At 53.7% G+C, this 17979-nt stretch carries 16 protein-coding genes; 4 read left to right on the top strand and 12 right to left on the bottom strand.

Going from position 1 to position 17979, the window contains the following annotated elements:
• Positions 1-10 precede the first annotated feature (10 nt).
• Genes lolE through lolC form a run of 3 tightly spaced genes read right to left on the bottom strand, consistent with a single transcriptional unit; the run spans position 11 to position 3148 of the window.
• Entirely contained in the window at positions 11-1255 is a 1245-nt protein-coding gene (lolE, locus tag HVY19_RS08505; protein ID WP_181683887.1) for a lipoprotein-releasing ABC transporter permease subunit LolE, read from the bottom strand.
• Positions 1255-1956 (bottom strand): lipoprotein-releasing ABC transporter ATP-binding protein LolD, encoded by a 702-nt coding sequence (gene lolD / locus HVY19_RS08500; RefSeq protein WP_181683886.1) that lies wholly within the window; start codon positions 1954-1956, stop codon positions 1255-1257. Before lolD ends, lolE begins: the two co-directional genes overlap by 1 nt.
• Complete coding sequence (gene lolC, locus HVY19_RS08495) at positions 1949-3148, bottom strand: lipoprotein-releasing ABC transporter permease subunit LolC (RefSeq protein WP_181683885.1); 1200 nt, start codon at positions 3146-3148, stop codon at positions 1949-1951. Before lolC ends, lolD begins: the two co-directional genes overlap by 8 nt.
• 258 nt (positions 3149-3406) lie before the next feature.
• Between lolC and mfd the strand changes: the two genes are divergently transcribed.
• Positions 3407-6853 (top strand): transcription-repair coupling factor, encoded by a 3447-nt coding sequence (mfd, locus tag HVY19_RS08490; RefSeq protein ID WP_181683884.1) that lies wholly within the window; start codon positions 3407-3409, stop codon positions 6851-6853.
• Positions 6854-7058: 205 nt separating this feature from the next.
• Positions 7059-8021, top strand: coding sequence for a L,D-transpeptidase family protein (locus HVY19_RS08485; protein WP_181683883.1), 963 nt, complete (start codon positions 7059-7061; stop codon positions 8019-8021).
• 93 nt (positions 8022-8114) lie between these two features.
• Here the strand turns inward: HVY19_RS08485 and bhsA are convergent, their stop codons facing one another.
• Entirely contained in the window at positions 8115-8372 is a 258-nt protein-coding gene (bhsA, locus tag HVY19_RS08480; protein WP_181683882.1) for a multiple stress resistance protein BhsA, read from the bottom strand.
• A gap of 241 nt (positions 8373-8613) precedes the next feature.
• On the opposite strand from bhsA, the gene comR reads away from it, so the two are divergent.
• Both comR and HVY19_RS08470 read left to right on the top strand, forming a co-directional pair.
• A complete protein-coding gene (gene comR, locus HVY19_RS08475) occupies positions 8614-9249 on the top strand; it encodes a TetR family copper-responsive transcriptional repressor ComR (RefSeq protein ID WP_181683881.1) in 636 nt (211 codons plus the stop codon).
• A 217-nt stretch (positions 9250-9466) separates the two neighbouring features.
• Positions 9467-11653: a TonB-dependent siderophore receptor gene (locus HVY19_RS08470; RefSeq protein WP_181683880.1), complete on the top strand. Its 2187-nt coding sequence runs from the start codon at positions 9467-9469 to the stop codon at positions 11651-11653.
• Between the two features lie 56 nt (positions 11654-11709).
• Here the strand turns inward: HVY19_RS08470 and HVY19_RS08465 are convergent, their stop codons facing one another.
• The 8 genes from HVY19_RS08465 to hinT all read right to left on the bottom strand — a co-directional run bounded on the left by HVY19_RS08465 (position 11710) and on the right by hinT (position 17796).
• Positions 11710-12249 carry a glycine zipper 2TM domain-containing protein gene (locus HVY19_RS08465; RefSeq protein ID WP_181683879.1) on the bottom strand — a complete coding sequence of 180 codons (540 nt, stop codon included), beginning with the start codon at positions 12247-12249 and terminating at the stop codon, positions 11710-11712.
• 202 nt (positions 12250-12451) lie between these two features.
• Complete coding sequence (gene ndh / locus HVY19_RS08460; RefSeq protein ID WP_181683878.1) at positions 12452-13756, bottom strand: NADH-quinone dehydrogenase; 1305 nt, start codon at positions 13754-13756, stop codon at positions 12452-12454.
• Between the two features lie 243 nt (positions 13757-13999).
• Positions 14000-14542, bottom strand: coding sequence for an alpha/beta hydrolase YcfP (gene ycfP / locus HVY19_RS08455; protein WP_181683877.1), 543 nt, complete (start codon positions 14540-14542; stop codon positions 14000-14002).
• A gap of 21 nt (positions 14543-14563) precedes the next feature.
• Positions 14564-15589 carry a beta-N-acetylhexosaminidase gene (nagZ, locus tag HVY19_RS08450; protein WP_181683876.1) on the bottom strand — a complete coding sequence of 342 codons (1026 nt, stop codon included), beginning with the start codon at positions 15587-15589 and terminating at the stop codon, positions 14564-14566.
• Positions 15590-15599: 10 nt separating this feature from the next.
• Positions 15600-16424, bottom strand: coding sequence for a thiamine kinase (thiK, locus tag HVY19_RS08445; RefSeq protein ID WP_181683875.1), 825 nt, complete (start codon positions 16422-16424; stop codon positions 15600-15602).
• Positions 16405-17037, bottom strand: a complete 633-nt coding sequence (gene lpoB / locus HVY19_RS08440; protein ID WP_181684243.1) for a penicillin-binding protein activator LpoB — start codon at positions 17035-17037, stop codon at positions 16405-16407. Before lpoB ends, thiK begins: the two co-directional genes overlap by 20 nt.
• A gap of 22 nt (positions 17038-17059) precedes the next feature.
• Positions 17060-17434, bottom strand: a complete 375-nt coding sequence (locus HVY19_RS08435; RefSeq protein WP_181684242.1) for a YcfL family protein — start codon at positions 17432-17434, stop codon at positions 17060-17062.
• 2 nt (positions 17435-17436) lie between these two features.
• Positions 17437-17796 carry a purine nucleoside phosphoramidase gene (hinT, locus tag HVY19_RS08430; RefSeq protein ID WP_181683874.1) on the bottom strand — a complete coding sequence of 120 codons (360 nt, stop codon included), beginning with the start codon at positions 17794-17796 and terminating at the stop codon, positions 17437-17439.
• Positions 17797-17979 lie beyond the last annotated feature (183 nt).

Below are 17979 nucleotides of genomic sequence, written 5' to 3'. Positions count from 1 at the left end.
CTTATTATTTTTACTGACCGCTCAGCACTCTCGCAGGGTCAATGTTGCTGGCACGACGCGCCGGGTACCAACTCGCCAGCAGACTCAGCAGCAGTGCTGTAACCAGCACATAAATCACATCCAGCCAGTGCAATTCGGATGGCAGGAAGTCGATAAAATAGATATCGCCGGACAGGAACTGATGGCCGATCAGTTTCTCGATGCCGTTAATAATCGGTGTCAGCTGTAGCGAAACGACCACACCAATGACGACGCCGATCAGGCTACCCAGCAGCCCCGCCAGCAAACCGTACCAGACGAAAATGGCGCGAATAAGGCCATCTTTGGCACCCAGCGTTCTTAATACCGCAATATCACCGCTCTTGTCTTTTACCGCCATCACTAATGTTGAAACGATGTTAAAACAGGCAACGCCAATCACCAGCACCATTGCGAGATACATAATGGCGCGGATCATCTGGATATCGCGATACATATAGCCATAGGTGCCAATCCAGCTTTTGATATAGACATAGCTGTTGGTTACTTCACCCGCATCACGGACCAGTTTGTTAGCGTTAAAAACGTCGTTGACCTTCAGCGCAATGCCGGAAACCGTGTCGTTCATGTCCAGATACTGTTGTGCATCTGCCATTGGGATCATCGCAAAGCTGTGATCAAGCTGACCACTCAGTTGCAAAATACCAGCAACGTGAAGACGGATGCGTTTCGGCTGCATCAGTTTGTGGTCAGCACTGGCGTTCGGGATCATGATGGACACCCAATCGCCCTGATTGACCTTCAGCGCATCGGCAACGCCTTTACCGATAATAATCTGCTGTTCACCGGCCCTGAAGCCCTCCCAGGCGTGGTTCTGCACAAACGAAGGCAGCGCGCTCAGACGCTGCTCCTGCTGCGGATCGACACCTTTTACCTGAATAGCGCGCAGGTTCGCCCCACTCTCCACTAGGCCAGTAAAGTTGATATACGGTGCAGCGGCGACAATACCAGGCACCTTCTGCACTTTTTCCAGCGCTTCCGACCAGTTTGTCCACGGCTGATTTACCGCTTCAATTTCGCCATGCGGCACCACCGCCAGAATGCGGTTGTTGAGTTCCCGTTCAAAGCCGTTCATCGCGCTTAAGCCAACAATCAATACCGCCACGCCCAGCGCAATGCCAATGGTCGAGATCACTGAAATCAGCGACACCATGCCGCCGCGTCTGCGCCCCCGGCTAAAGCGCAGACCAATTAATAATGATAAAGGCGACGCCATTACTGCGCCCCCATCAGGCTTAACTCTGCCGTCAGGCGTCCGTCACGCATTTCCAGTTGGCGGCTCATGCGCTTCGCCAGCTGCAGATCGTGAGTCACCACCAGGAAGGCAGTGCCCTGTGAACGGTTTAATTCCCCCAGAAGCTGAAAAATACTGTCGGCATTACGCGCATCCAGATTACCGGTGGGTTCATCCGCGAGCACCAGTCGCGGGTTATTGACCAGCGCACGGGCAATGGCCACGCGCTGACGCTCACCGCCAGACAGTTCAGACGGACGATGATTCGCACGGTGATCCAGCCCGACCGCTTTAAGCATTTCACGCGCCCGCGCGGTGATTTCAGCAGGCTTTTGCTTACCAATCAGCAGTGGCATCGCCACGTTTTCCAGCGCGGTAAAATCCGGCAGCAGGTGGTGGAACTGATAAATAAAGCCGAGCTTCTGGTTACGCAGTTCCGCCTTCGCCGCCGAGGAGAGTTTGCTCATCGGTTGTCCGCTGAAAATCACATCGCCGGAGGTCGGGGTATCCAGTCCGCCTAACAGGTGCAGCAAGGTACTTTTACCGGAGCCGGAACTGCCGACAATCGCCATCATCTCGCCTTCACCCACGCTGAAGCTAACATCATGCAGCACGTCGGTCTGCACGGAGCCTTCCTGATAGCGTTTGCACAGTTTGTCGCATTGCAACAGGATCTTATTCATAACGTAAAGCCTCAGCGGGTTGTGTGGCGGCAGCGCGCCAGGAAGGATAAAGCGTAGAAAGCAAAGCGATTGCCATCGCCACCAGCGCAATCACAATGACCTGGAGCGGGTCAATCGCGACCGGTAACGCGGCACCGTCCAGTAGCACACCGATGATCGGCATCAGGTTATTCAACTGGCTGGCCAGTAGCGCGCCCAATGCTGCCCCCAGCAGCGCGCCAATAATTCCGGCGCTGGCACCCTGAACCATAAAGACCATCATGATCTGACGCGGCGTCAGCCCCTGCGTTTGCAAAATCGCCACTTCTCCCTGCTTCTCCATGACCATCAAGCCCAGCGAGGTAATAATATTGAATGCGGCGACCGCCACAATCAGGCTGAGCAGTAGCCCCATCATGTTCTTTTCCATGCGCACAGCCTGGAATAGCTCGCCTTTACGCTCGCGCCAGTCCTGCCATTTTGTGCCTTCCGGCAGTGTCTGCTGGCTTAGCGTATCTACCTTCAGTGGCTCGTTAAGCCATAAACGCCAGCCGGTTATGTTGCCTGCCGGGTAGCGCATTAACCGCGAGGCATCCTGAATATTGGTCAGCATCTGGTAGCCGTCGACTTCACTGTTTGCCGCAAAAGTACCGATCACGGTAAACAGACGCTGGCTTGGCAGGCGTCCCATTGGCGTAAACTGACTGGCAGAAGGCACCATCACGCGGATTTGATCGCCACGATTAACGCCAAGTTGCCCCGCCAGCTGTTCGCCGAGGATGACATTATACTTGCCTGGCTGAAGATCGGTTTGCTTCACATTGACCAGATACGGTGTTAGCGGATCTTTTTGCGCCGGGTCAATCCCCAGCATGACCCCCACCGCCACGCTGCGCGCGCTTTGCAGCACGACATCGCCCGTGGTCAGCGGAGCAATACGATTCACACCGTTAAGCTTCACGGCGTTCGCCGGCAACTGCTGTGGATTCAGTGAACCTTGCTCAGACGCAAGAATGGCCTGTGGCATCAGTCCCAGGATGTTATTTTGCAGCTCACGCTCAAAACCGTTCATCACCGACAAAACCGTGACCAGCGCCATCACCCCAAGGGTAATGCCAATGGTGGAAAGCCAGGAGACAAAGCGACCGAAGCGATCTGCTGCACGCCCACGCATGTAGCGCAGGCCGATGAATAGAGCGACAGGTTGATACATGTAATCCGTCTGGTTGCTGTTAGCAAAGTCACGAGTATATAAGCGAAAGCGGAATGGGTAAACGCCTGAACCGTAAGTGTTCGTCAGCGTCACATATGAATTGGAACAACGCATCGATTTATGAAATACATGTCTTAGCGTGTCTGCATCCGCTCTTGATCGTGATTAAAAAAACAGAAAGCAGAATGTTTTGCTTATGAGGAACGATCACGGATAATAAACAGCATTGCTTATCAGACGTATGCGAAAGACAACCAAATGCCTGAACAACAACGTTACACGCTGCCTGTGAAAGCGGGCGAGCAGCGCCAGTTGGGTGAATTGACCGGCGCGGCCTGCGCCACGCTGGTGGCGGAGATTGCCGAGCAGCATCAGGGGCCCGTCGTACTCGTTGCCCCCGATATGCAAAACGCACTGCGCCTGCATGACGAAATTCGTCAGTTTACCGACCAGATGGTCATGAGCCTCGCCGACTGGGAAACGCTGCCTTACGACAGTTTCTCCCCGCATCAGGAAATTATCTCCTCGCGACTCTCGACCCTGTATCAACTGCCCTCCATGCAGCGCGGCGTACTCATCGTGCCGGTTAACACCCTGATGCAGCGCGTCTGTCCTCATAGCTACCTGCACGGCCACGCGCTGGTCATGAAAAAAGGCCAGCGTTTGTCCCGTGACGCACTGCGCACGCAGCTCGACAGCGCAGGCTATCGACACGTTGATCAGGTGATGGAGCACGGCGAATACGCCACCCGTGGCGCACTGCTGGACCTGTACCCAATGGGCAGTGAGCAGCCCTATCGACTGGATTTCTTCGATGATGAAATTGACAGCCTGCGTCTGTTTGATGCCGACACGCAGCGCACGCTGGAAGAAGTCGACGAAATTAATCTGCTGCCGGCTCATGAGTTCCCAACCGACAAAACGGCAATCGAACTGTTTCGCAGTCAGTGGCGTGATACCTTTGAGGTCAAGCGCGACGCTGAACATATTTATCAACAGGTCAGCAAAGGTACGCTGCCGGCGGGGATTGAATACTGGCAGCCGCTGTTTTTCAGCGAGCCGCTACCCCCACTGTTTAGCTACTTCCCGCAAAAGACGCTGCTGGTTAACACCGGTGACCTGGAAACCAGCGCCGAGCGTTTCCAGGCCGACACTCTGGCGCGCTTCGAAAACCGTGGCGTTGATCCGATGCGTCCACTGCTGCCGCCGGAGTCGCTCTGGTTACGCGTTGATGAACTCTTTGCTGAACTGAAACGCTGGCCGCGCGTACAGTTGAAAACCGACCATCTGCCCAGCAAAGCGGCAAACCAAAACTTAGGTTTCCAGACGCTGCCGGATCTGGCGGTACAGGCACAGCAAAAAGCGCCGCTGGATGCCCTGCGTAAGTTCCTCGAGTCCTTCACGGGTCCGGTGGTTTTCTCGGTGGAAAGTGAAGGTCGTCGGGAAGCCCTGGGCGAACTGCTCGCCCGCATCAAAATCGCGCCGAAGCGCATTTTACGCCTTGATGAAGCGATTGGTTCCGGACGCTATCTGATGATTGGCTCCGCCGAGCACGGATTTATCGACAGCAAGCGTAATCTGGCGCTGATCTGCGAAAGCGATCTGCTTGGCGAACGCGTGGCGCGCCGCCGTCAGGATTCTCGTCGCACCATTAATCCAGATACCCTGATTCGCAATCTGGCGGAGCTGCACCCGGGCCAGCCGGTCGTGCATCTCGAACATGGCGTCGGGCGCTATGCCGGAATGACGACGCTGGAGGCCGGCGGGATCACTGCCGAGTATTTAATGCTCACCTACGCCAACGACGCCAAACTGTACGTCCCGGTCTCCTCTCTGCATTTAATCAGCCGTTACGCTGGCGGCGCTGAAGAAAACGCGCCGCTGCACAAACTCGGCGGCGACGCCTGGTCTCGCGCCCGGCAAAAAGCGGCAGAAAAAGTCCGTGATGTCGCGGCTGAACTGCTGGATATCTACGCCCAACGCGCGGCCAAAGAGGGCTTCGCCTTTAAACACGATCGCGAACAGTATCAACTGTTCTGCGACAGCTTCCCCTTTGAAACCACGCCGGATCAGGCGCAGGCCATTAATGCCGTTCTCAGCGATATGTGTCAGCCGCTGGCGATGGACCGTCTGGTCTGCGGCGATGTAGGCTTCGGTAAAACCGAAGTCGCGATGCGCGCTGCTTTTCTTGCGGTCGAAAACCATAAACAGGTTGCGGTACTGGTGCCGACCACCCTGCTCGCCCAACAGCATTTTGACAACTTCCGTGACCGTTTCGCCAACTGGCCGGTACGCATTGAAATGCTCTCTCGCTTCCGCAGTGCCAAAGAGCAGGCTCAGATCCTGGAACAGGTTGCCGAAGGAAAAATCGATATTCTGATCGGTACACACAAGCTGCTGCAAAGTGACGTGAAGCTGAAAGATCTCGGCTTACTGATCGTCGATGAAGAACACCGTTTCGGTGTGCGCCATAAAGAGCGCATTAAAGCGATGCGCGCCGATGTGGACATCCTGACGCTGACCGCGACGCCAATTCCACGCACGTTGAATATGGCGATGAGCGGGATGCGCGACCTGTCGATCATCGCCACACCACCCGCCCGTCGTCTGGCTGTGAAAACCTTTGTCCGTGAGTATGACAACCTGGTGGTGCGCGAGGCGATTCTGCGTGAAGTGCTGCGTGGCGGTCAGGTGTACTATCTCTACAACGACGTGGAGAACATCCAGAAAGCCGCAGACCGTCTGGCGGAGCTGGTGCCGGAGGCGCGCATCGCCATTGGTCACGGGCAGATGCGCGAGCGGGAACTGGAACGCGTAATGAACGACTTCCACCATCAGCGTTTCAACGTGCTGGTGTGCACCACCATTATCGAAACCGGTATTGATATTCCCACCGCCAACACGATTATTATCGAGCGCGCGGACCATTTCGGGCTGGCGCAGTTGCATCAGCTACGCGGACGCGTGGGGCGTTCCCACCATCAGGCCTATGCGTGGCTGCTTACGCCGCATCCAAAAGCAATGACCACCGACGCGCAGAAACGTCTGGAAGCCATTGCCTCGCTGGAGGATTTGGGCGCGGGCTTTGCGCTGGCAACTCACGATCTGGAGATACGCGGCGCGGGCGAACTGCTCGGCGAAGATCAGAGCGGGCAGATGGAAACCATCGGCTTCTCGCTGTATATGGAGCTACTGGAAAACGCCGTCGATGCCCTTAAGGCCGGACGTGAACCGTCGCTGGAAGATCTCACCAGCCAGCAAACAGAAGTCGAACTGCGGATGCCGTCGCTGCTGCCGGATGATTACATTCCGGATGTCAACACCCGCCTGTCGTTCTATAAGCGCATTGCCAGTGCGAAAAGCGAGAACGAACTGGAAGAGATCAAAGTCGAACTGATTGACCGCTTCGGCCTGCTGCCCGATCCGGCGCGAAACCTGCTGGATATCGCTCGTCTGCGTCAACAGGCCCAGAAGCTCGGCATTCGGAAGCTGGAAGGCAACGAGAAAGGCGGTGCTATCGAATTCGCCGAGAAAAACCATGTCAATCCGACCTGGCTTATCGGGCTTTTGCAAAAACAGCCTCAGCACTTCCGCCTTGACGGCCCGACCCGCCTGAAGTTCATCCAGGATCTGGCAGAACGCAAAACGCGGATGGAATGGGTGCGGCAGTTTATGGCGCAACTGGAAGAAAACGCGGTGGCGTAGTTTATTTTATAGCCGGATGGCGGCTACGCCTTATCCGGCCTACACATTATTGTTTCTCCGTAGGCCCGGTAAGCGTCATCGCTACCGGGCAACGCGGCGAGATATTTACATCTCTTTGCACTTCCCTTGCATTTAAAGACAGACCGCCCGTCCATAATTATCATCGACTCTATTTATAACAATAACCCTTTGATTTGTGATGATAATGAATACTCTGCGACTCACCCGCTGGCTGGCATTTTTCACGTTTGCCGCCGCAATGACAATTGCGCTTCCCGCACAGGCAAACAGCTGGCCGCTTCCTCCCGCTGGCAGCAAACTGGTTGGGGAAAATAAATACCACGTTGTCGAAAACGATGGCGGATCGCTGGAAGCTATCGCTAAAAAGTACAATGTTGGTTTTCTGGCACTGCTTCAGGCAAACCCGGGCGTAGATCCATATGTACCCAGACCGGGCAGCGTATTGACGATCCCGTTGCAAACGCTGTTACCGGATGCGCCGCGCGAAGGCATCGTGATTAACCTCGCCGAGCTGCGTCTGTATTACTACCCACCGGGGAAAAATTCAGTGACGGTTTACCCTATTGGCATTGGTCAGTTAGGGGGCGATACGCTAACGCCTACCATGGTCACCACCGTATCGGATAAACGCGCGAATCCTACCTGGACCCCAACGGCGAATATTCGCGCACGGTATAAAGCCCAGGGAATCGATCTTCCTGCTGTCGTCCCTGCGGGGCCGGATAACCCGATGGGGCATCACGCTATTCGCTTAGCTGCCTACGGCGGCGTTTACCTGCTGCACGGCACCAACGCCGATTTCGGCATTGGCATGCGCGTCAGCTCCGGCTGTATCCGCCTGCGCGATGGTGATATTGAGACACTGTTTAGCCAGGTGAAGCCAGGCACAAAGGTGAATATTATCAATACGCCGATCAAAGCGTCGGTTGAACCGGGCGGCGTGCGTCTGGTCGAAGTTCACCAGCCGTTGTCAAAAAATATTGATGATGACCCGCAGGTTCTCCCTATTGTGTTAAACAGCACGCTTCAGGCTTTTAAAGATGCCGCGCAGACCGATGCGGCATTGATGCAGCACGTGATGGACGTTCGTTCAGGGATGCCGGTGGACGTGACTCGTCACCCGGATAACAGCCCTAAAACGCTGTAAATATCGAATGTAAAAAAGCCCCGCTGAATGCGCTTCAGCGGGGCTTTTTTTATGCAGTCAGTGGCATTGATGAGGGAAGTTAGCGCCTGCTGCTTATTTATAAATTACGGCAGTACCGTGCAGATTGTTCGGACCGGTAACGGAAGTGATGCGGAAGGATTTAGCACCCATTTCATCGGCTTTTTGTGCCAGTTCATCTTGTAATGAACTGAGGTTAGTCCCTGCATTAGCAGAGATAGTGCCGACTTTTTGCTGACCCGCAGGCGTCGCCTGAACTTCAACAGCAGCGAAGCTTGCGAATGACAGAGAACTCAGAACAGCAGCAGCGATGAGGGTTTTTACGTTTTTCATGATGATGACCTTGTGCAGATGAATGGGCGTCGCAAGCAATTACTTAACGATCGATAGGTAAATGATAGATGTGATCCATGTCACACGTCAATATTTTTTTATAACGATCGTTAAATAAAATAAAAAACGTCGAACTTTCAGATGACTACAACGAAAATTTTTTCTTCTGAATGCGCTGGAGACTGAGCGGGTTTATTTTTATAATGGTTGTTCATTAAACCCATTAAGGTACAACGGCATCATGACAACGGAATCGACAGCTTGCGTCAAAAAAAGCCGTGGCCGACCAAAAGTGTTCGACAGGGAAGCCGCGCTTGATAAGGCCATGAAACTCTTCTGGCAGCATGGTTATGAAGCGACATCGCTTTCTGATCTTGTTGAGGCGACGGGCGCTAAGGCACCGACGCTGTATGCAGAATTCACCAATAAAGAGGGGCTATTCCGTGCGGTGCTGGATCGCTATGTCTCGCGCTTTGCCGCCCGCCACGAAGCTCAGCTTTTGTGTGAGGAAAAAAGCGTTGAGTCTGCACTGGAGGATTATTTCACTGCGGTAGCCACCTGTTTTACCAGCAAGGATACGCCAGCGGGCTGTTTTATGATCAACACCTCTGCGACTCTTGGCGCCGCGTCAAATGATATCGCCAATGCGCTGAAGTCACGTCACGCTCTGCAAGAACAGACCTTGATTCAGTTTTTGCGTAAGCGACAAGAGCGAGGCGAGATCCCGGCACACTGCAATGTGCAAAGCCTGGCGCAGTATCTGAACTGCATTTTGCAGGGTATGTCTATCAGCGCCCGTGAAGGGGCGACGTGTGAAACACTGATGCAGATTATCCGCACCACCCTGCGCCTGTGGCCGGAACTCCTCAAAGCCTGATCGCCTAACCCACCCGGAGGCCCTGTCTCCGGGTTTTTCTCCTGTCTATTTCCTTATAATTTTTAGTGTTATCACCCGCTTAGATCTAATTTATCCTAAAAATATATTGATAATAGCAATTATTATCAGCAATATTCGCATTTGATTTTTACATCTGTTTCACAATGTAACAGCCGGAACCTGCCCGGTATTCATCACGTTTTAAAAGGGAATGCGAATGAACAAGCGTCTTTGGGTGCTCAACCCAATTCTGTTAGCCCTCGCCCTGCCCGTCGCGGCGGCAGAGACAGAAGAAGAAAACATCGTCGTTAGCGCCAACCGCAGCCAGAAAACGGTAGCGGACATGGCGCAAACCACCTGGGTTATTGAAGGCCAGGAAATTGAGCAACAGGTTCAGGGCGGTAAAGAATTTAAAGACGTGCTGGCACAACTCATCCCAGGCATTGACGTCAGCAGTCAGGGGCGTACAAACTACGGGATGAATATGCGCGGCCGGGCAATAGTGGTGCTCATTGACGGTGTCCGCCTCAACTCATCTCGTACCGACAGTCGCCAGCTTGATTCCATTGATCCTTTTAATATTGCCCATATTGAAGTCATTTCTGGGGCAACAGCGCTCTATGGCGGCGGTAGTACCGGCGGCTTAATCAACATTGTCACCAAAAAAGGTCAGCCAGACCGCCAGGTGGAGCTTGAGCTTGGAGGGAAATCTGGCTTTAACAACAGCAACGATCGCGATGAGCGTGTGGCGGCAGCGGTGAGCGGCGGAACGGATCGTGCATCCGGTCGAATGTCGGTGGCGTATCAGCGCTTTGGCGGCTGGTACGATGGAAATGGCGACGCACTGATGCTCGACAACACGCAAACCGGGCTACAGCACTCCGATCGTCTGGACGTGATGGGCACGGGCACCATCGACATTGATGAAAATCGCCAGCTACAACTGGTCAGCCAATATTATAAAAGCCAGGGCGATGAAGATTACGGCCTATACCTGGGCGAAAATATGTCAGCTGTCACCGGTAATGGCACTGCCATTACCCGCAGCGGGCTGAGTTCTGACCGCATTCCGGGTACGGAGCGTCATCTGATTAGCCTGCAATATTCCGACGCCGACTTTTTTGGTCAGAACCTGGTAAGTCAGATTTACTACCGCGATGAGTCTCTGAAATTTTACCCCTTCCCCGCCCTGAGCAAAGGTAAGGTAACCAGCTTCTCCGCTTCGCAGCAGGATACCGATCAGTACGGCGCCAAAATCACCCTCAACAGCCAACTGATGGAAAACTGGGAGCTGACGTGGGGCATTGATGCGGACCACGAAACCTTCGATTCCAACCAGGAGTTCTTTGATCTGGCGTGGTCAATCCCTTCCGGCGGCATGGACAACCGTACCGCTTATACCACCGGACGATATCCCGGCTACAGCATCACTAACTTTGCGCCATTCCTGCAAAGCAGTTACGACATTAATGATATCTTCACCCTGAGCGGCGGTGTGCGCTATCAGTGGACCGAAAACCGGGTTGATGATTTCGTCGGCTACACGCAGCAACAGGGGATCGCCAATGGTCTGGCCCGCTCTGCCGATGAAATTCCCGGCGGGAAAGCGGATTACGACAACTTCCTGTTCAATGCCGGCCTTCTTGCGCATCTGACCGATCGCCAGCAGGCATGGTTTAACTTCTCTCAGGGCGTCGAACTGCCAGACCCGGGGAAATATTACGGTAATGGCACCTATGAACTTGTAGGCGATCATTATCAGCTTCAGCGTAGCGTTAACGTCGCCGACTCGCGTCTGGAAGGCATTAAGGTCAACTCTTATGAACTGGGCTGGCGCTATACCGGCGATAATCTGCGCACACAGCTGGCGGCATACTATTCAACGTCTGATAAATCCATTGTCATTAACCGCAGCGACATGACAATTCGCGTAGAGCCTGACGATCGCCGGATTTATGGCATTGAAGGCGCGGCGGACTATTTCATTCCTGACAGCGACTGGAGTCTTGGCGCGAACTTTAACGTGCTGAAGTCGGAAGTGAAGCAGAACGGGAAATGGGAAAAATGGGATGTGACGTTAGCCTCGCCATCGAAAGCCACCGCCTGGGTGGGTTGGGCTCCAGAGCCGTGGTCCTTACGCGTGCAGACACAGCAATCTTTTGATCTTAGTGATGCCAGCGGCAATGAGTTGGACGGTTACAATACTGTCGACTTTATCGGCAGCTACCAGCTTCCCTTGGGCAAGCTGACGTTCAGTGTTGAGAACCTGCTGGATGAAGATTACACCACGCTGTGGGGACAGCGCGCTCCGCTGCTTTACAGCCCAACCTATGGCAGCCCGTCGCAATATGAGTACAAAGGCCGCGGGCGTACCTTCGGATTAAACTACGCCTTAACCTTCTGATAAAAAAAGCCCCTCAGCCTGAGCGATTGAGGGGCTAACGTGCAGAGTACAGCTTTTTATACTTTGTTATTCAGGATTAACTGGCCGTTATTATCCAACGGAATTTGTGTGCCAGGATCTTTATCCATGCGGATTTTGCCCTGCTGGTCACCTATTTTGTAAGTGACGTCATAACCGAGCATTTTTTCCGACTTGTCATAGACGGTTTTACAGCGCTGCTGCGTAGAGGTGTAGGTATCGCTTTCCTGCATGGAGCCCTGGATCTGATTACCTGCATATCCGCCCCCCAACGCCCCGACGACAGTGGCGACATCTTTACCACGTCCACCGCCAAACTGATGACCAATCACGCCCCCCGCCACCGCACCGAGTACTGACCCGGCAATACGGTTTTCATCCTGTACGGGTTTACGATGGGTTACCGTCACATTGCGGCACTCCTGACGCGGCGTTTTTACCGTCTCTTTGATCGGAGTTGCGGAAACGACTTGCGCATACTGCGGGCCACGTTCGAAAACATTCAGACTGGCTACTGCTGCCACGCCCAGCGCAGCCGCTACGCCAATGCCCATACCCGCCAACATTGATTTATTCACGGGAGATCCTCCTTCTTTGCTATTAGTAACAATATTGCAACTAAAGCAAGATGAAGCCCATCAGAAAGCGGATGAAAATATCGTAGAACAACGTTGAAACCGGATGATTCAGAGAACTCTGACGAGCAAGATTTAATCCGGCCTACAAACACAATGCCGTAGGCCGGATAAGCAAAATGCCATCCGGCAATGCGAAGCGAGATTAGTGCAGCTTCAGACGCGGACGTATAACGCGGTTAATGCTGCCGACCAGCATCATCAGCCCGGTTTTAAAATAGCCGTGCAGCGCGATTTGGTGCATACGATAGAGAGAAATATAGACAAAGCGGGCTATGCGCCCTTCAATCATCATCGATCCCTTCGTCAGATTCCCCATCAGACTGCCGACGGTCGAGAAATTGGAGAGCGAAACCAACGAGCCGTGATCTTTGTACTGATACGCCTTCAGCGGCTTGCCGTTCATTTGCGCCAGAATATTGTTCATCGCACAGGTTGCCATCTGATGGGCCGCCTGGGCCCGCGGTGGAACGAAGCCCCCTTCCGGACGCGCGCAGGAAGCGCAGTCGCCGATAGCGTAAACGTCAGGATCGCGCGTCGTTTGCAGCGTCGGTTCCACTACAAGTTGATTAATGCGGTTTGTTTCCAGACCACCAATGTCTTTCATAAAGTCCGGCGCTTTAATCCCGGCGGCCCAGACCATCAGATCAGCCTCAATATACTCGCCATCTTTCGTGTGGAGACCGCCCGCATCTGCACTGGTCACCATTGTCTGGGTCAGAACGCGCACACCAAGCTTGGTCAACTCATTATGCGCCGCCCCTGAAATACGGGGTGGTAGCGCAGGCAAAATGCGCTCGCCCGCTTCCACCAGCGTCACGTTCAGCGCTTCGTTAGTCAGCCCTTTGTAGCCGTAGCTGTGCAGTTGCTTCACCGCGTTATGCAGTTCCGCAGAAAGCTCAACGCCCGTCGCACCACCGCCGACAATCGCGATATTCACCTTGCCTTCCGCGCCAAGGTTAGCGGAATACTTCAGGAACAGATTTAACATTTCCTGGTGGAAACGGCGTGCCTGATGGGGGTTATCAAGGAAGATGCAATGCTCTTTCACGCCTGGGGTGTTGAAATCATTGGATGTACTGCCCAACGCCATCACCAGCGTGTCGTAAGCGATTTTACGCTCCGGGACCAGCAGTTCACCTTTCTCATCGCGCAGTTCCGCAATGGTGATCGTTTTGGCTTCACGGTCGATATCCATCACCGATCCCAACTGGAACTGGAAACCGTGATTACGGGCATGCGCAAGATAGCTCAGCGCATCAACGCCTTCGTCCAGTGAACCGGTTGCCACTTCGTGCAGCAAGGGTTTCCACAAGTGGCTGTGATTTCTGTCCACCAGCGTGATTTTCGCTTTCTTCTTGCGCCCCAGTTTGTGGCCTAATTGCGTCGCCATTTCCAGCCCGCCAGCACCACCGCCGACAATCACGATCTTTTTCAATGGTGTAGTCAACGTGACCCCCTTAAAAATATTAACCAATTGTTAATTAAAAGTTATTGACATAGCCTTTATTTAACAACAAGTTACGACAATGAAAATGTTCTTCGAGATTGAGAATAACACATGCGGTGCATTGGTCATACCAAAATTGATATGCATCAAGTTTTGCTGCTGAAAAGATAGACAACTCTGGAGTGAAGTACAAAAAAACCAGCCCTAAGGCTGGTTCTGTCGTGCATATAATTGCCGAAAATATTAGCCCATCGTTTTGAAGGCCTTGATGCGCTGCAGGTGCGGTGAGATATTTTTAAACTTATGCGTCTGATCTTCATCCCAGACGATCTCATAAAAATGATGTAACTCTTCAGCCGAACGCTGGCTGTTTAGCGCTTCATCATGCCGCGAGAGGATCACCAGGCAGCGGTCGCGGTTTTTCTCGCGAAAGTTAGTTACGCATTTGGTGGCAATATCCGCATACTCTTCAGGACGGTCAATTTTGCCCTCCATGTTCTCGTACGGGAACAAATTCGGGTTAAATACCACCTGGCGGATATCACATAAAAAACCAATCCGCTCTGCCCAGTATCCCCCCAGACCAACGCCACAGATCAGCGGACGCTCGTCCACGTTGAGCTGCAACATTTTATCCACTTCCTTCAGCAGATGCTGCATGTCATGCTTCGGATGGCGCGTGCTGTAGCTGACCAGCCTGACGTCCGGGTCAATAAACTGTAGCTGCAAAACTTTCTCGTGGTTTCCCGGACTGTTTGAGTCAAAACCGTGTAGATAGATAATCATCGCATCCCCACCAAACGTGTGTTAATGACCTGCTTTCTCTTCCTGCCAGCGTTCATGTAACTGGTTGAGTTGCGCGCTGACCGTTTTCCAGCGAGCCGAATCCATCAGTTCCTGACGCGAAAATGAACCTTTATGATACAAACGTGTAACACGCTCTGCATTGATCGGCGACAGATTATCTAACACACTGACCGCCCCTTTACGATTATTGCAGACCAGGATCATATCGCAACCTGCATCCAGCGAGGCTTGTCCACGCTCGGCATAACTGCCCATAATAGCCGCGCCTTCCATCGACAGGTCGTCAGAGAAAATGACCCCTTCAAATCCCAGCTCGTTACGCAGCACGGTTTTCAGCCAGTGAGCCGAACCGCTGGCCGGGCGCGGATCCACATCGCTGTAAATCACATGCGCAGGCATGATGGCATCAAGTTTGTTGTCGGTAATCAGCGAACGGAACACCGCCATGTCTTTCGCCCGAATTTCTGCTTCAGGGCGCGGATCGGTCGGCGTCTCTTTATGTGAATCGGCGGTTACCGCACCATGTCCCGGAAAATGTTTACCCGTCGTTTTCATGCCTGCGGCATGCATACCGTCAATGAAGCGGGTCGCCATTGCCAGCGCTTTGGTGGGATCAGCATGATACGAGCGTTCGCCAATCGCGGTGCAAATATGGCCAACATCCAGTACCGGAGCAAAACTGATATCGATATCCATCGCGATCATTTCGCTGGCCATTAGCCATCCGGCTTCCTCTGCCAGTTTGCCGCCTTCTTCCAGACCATACAGCGCGGCGAAAGACTGGGCGGCAGGTAGGCGAGTAAACCCATCGCGGAAACGTTGTACACGCCCCCCTTCCTGATCTACTGCGACGACCAGATGATTACGCGATGCCGCGCGGATCTGGCGCACCAGTTCGCGCAACTGCTCAGGGTCGTGATAATTACGGGTAAACAGGATCAACCCCCCCACCAGCGGATGGGCCAGGATCTCACGTTCTTCCGCATCCAGCTCAAACCCTTCGACATCCAACATTACTGGACCCACACTGCTCTCCTTAATCCTTTGCTAACAGTTGCCGCCAGGTTGTGTCGGCCAACTGGATAAATTGTAGTTCGCCGGTCTGTTGCCAGCGGTATTCAAACCAACCGGCCTTCAGCATCTGTACCCATGGATACCAGCGTCGGACCTGTTGCCATAAAATTTCGGGTGCTATACGTGCACGCGTCGCATACGCCGTCACCAGTCGTCGGTGCTGTGCGATATCGTCCACCCACACCGCCGCCAGCTCAAGCGCTATATCGCCATCTCCGGCGTATTCCCAGTCGATCAACCGCAATCCTGCTCGCGTATGAACCACATTAGCGGCATGTACGTCCATATGCAGTGGCGCAAGCCGTAACGGTTGCGGCTCGCGCGCCTTGCGCAGCCGTTTTAAAAGCCTCAACCAGCCCGGCGTTCTCCGCGCCGGATCGCACTTCTGCCAGTATTGCTCAAGCAATGGCAGTAGCACTACCCGCCAGCCATACTGCGGTTGCTGATGAAGATGATACAGTAAGCCCGCCAGTTCGTCGGTATCCGGCAAGCTGGATTTTACCTCTCCCGACAGATAGTCCACCGCCATCCAGCCCGGAATATAAAAACGCGGCTTCGGCGCCAGAGAGTCAGGTAATCGCGATAAGGCATGATACTGCCGTAAAAAATGGAATTCGGGCGCATCAGGGTCGTGATGACGACGAAGAACCAAACTCTGGGTTGGACTTGCGATGATCGTACTCCCGCCGCTCAGGCCTGGCTGGCCATTGGCGGCGGGATGAAACTGCGGAAAGTAGCGCGACATCACCGCGTCGCGCGTTGGGATGTTATTGCTGCTGAACGGCACCTTTACCTGACCAGATTATCTCGCCAGTCTGGACCAGCATTAATTGCATTTGCAGCGAAGGCGCATTGACGTTGCCGGAGGCGCTGGAATAAAGCACATAGTGCGCCCCAACGTTACGGGCAATACCTATCGCCTTACTGCGCGTCCCCAGGCTATCCTGCGGCGATAGACCTAACTGCTGCTTCGCCATCGATAACTGCTGCGCAGATACCAGGGTAAATTTGCCATTATTCGCCAAAGCGCTACGCAGCGTTTCGGTCGCTTCGCCCGCATTCAGTGAACCGTTAGTCCGGTTGTTAACGCTGTCTACCAACAGCACGCTTCCTGAGGTTACCCCGTCGGCCTGCAACATTTTTCCGACCATCGGCTGCATAGCACCATTCCAGTCATAGTGACGAACGCGCGGTGCCGGGGCCGCCGTTTGGTCTTCATGTTCAATCGGGCCTGGCTGGCCAGGGATTGACGGGACGGAAGGTACGACCGGCACCGGTTCCTGCGGTTGCGCAGGCTGCTCCGGTGTAGGTTTGACTTCATCAACGGGCGCAGGTTCACGCTGCGCCACACAACCGGAAAGGAATAACGCCAGCGCAGCCATTAAGGCATAGCGGCTCATGTTTATCTTCAAGTTTCACCCCTTACAAATAAAGATAAAGTCTGACTTTATGCGCCCCGAGATAATTGGCGCTGCCATACAGCGTGACCGACGAATGCGCCGGAATCGTCACACTGCGCGGCGCTTCCAGTGGGTGCATCTCTAACCCTCTGGCGTCATACCAGTAAAAGCGATAATGAACGGTAACGGGCGCTTGCCTTTCGTTATACAGCGTTGAGGACGCAGAGGGCTGAATATCCGATGTCGTCAGCGTTGGCGGCGCTGCAGTAACACCTGCTGCCAGTAGCGTTGATTCCATCACCAGAGACTGTTCATCGCTCACCGGGATTTCCGGATGCGAGCGGCACCCGGAAAGCACGAGCAAGCACAGTGATAGCGCAATGCATCCTCGCATCATCATTACAGACCTTTATGCGCCAGCATCGGCCCCAAAACCCGGCCGCCCAGCAGGTGCATATGAATGTGATAGACCTCTTGTCCACCATGACGATTGGTATTCATGATCAAGCGATAGCCGTCCTGGGCAATCCCCTCTTGCTCGGCAATTTTTGCCGCCACAGTGATCATTCGCCCCAACGCTTGCTCATGTTCGGCGGTGACGTCATTGACGGTCGGGATCAGGATATTAGGGACAATCAGGATATGGGTGGGTGCCTGGGGCGAAATATCCCGGAATGCAGTGACCAGTTCGTCCTGGTAAACGATATCCGACGGGATTTCACGGCGAATAATCTTGCTGAATATAGTCTCTTCTGCCACGACGTTTTCCTTTTTTAAAATTTGCCATGCGTTGGGTCATGCTACGCTGAGCCATACTGCGAGTATAGAGTATGATCGACTTAAACCTGCTCTTTCAACCTTAACCTCCGATTTTTTAAGCAAAAACACCACTCACGCCACCGATAATCGCCGCTTTCGCCCACTGGCACCGCAAAAAAATGT

The sequence above is a fragment of the Citrobacter sp. RHB25-C09 genome (assembly GCF_013836145.1).
Lineage (GTDB): Bacteria > Pseudomonadota > Gammaproteobacteria > Enterobacterales > Enterobacteriaceae > Citrobacter_A.
Note: the sequence above shows the minus strand (reverse complement) of the source record. Positions and strands in the feature narration are given on the sequence as shown.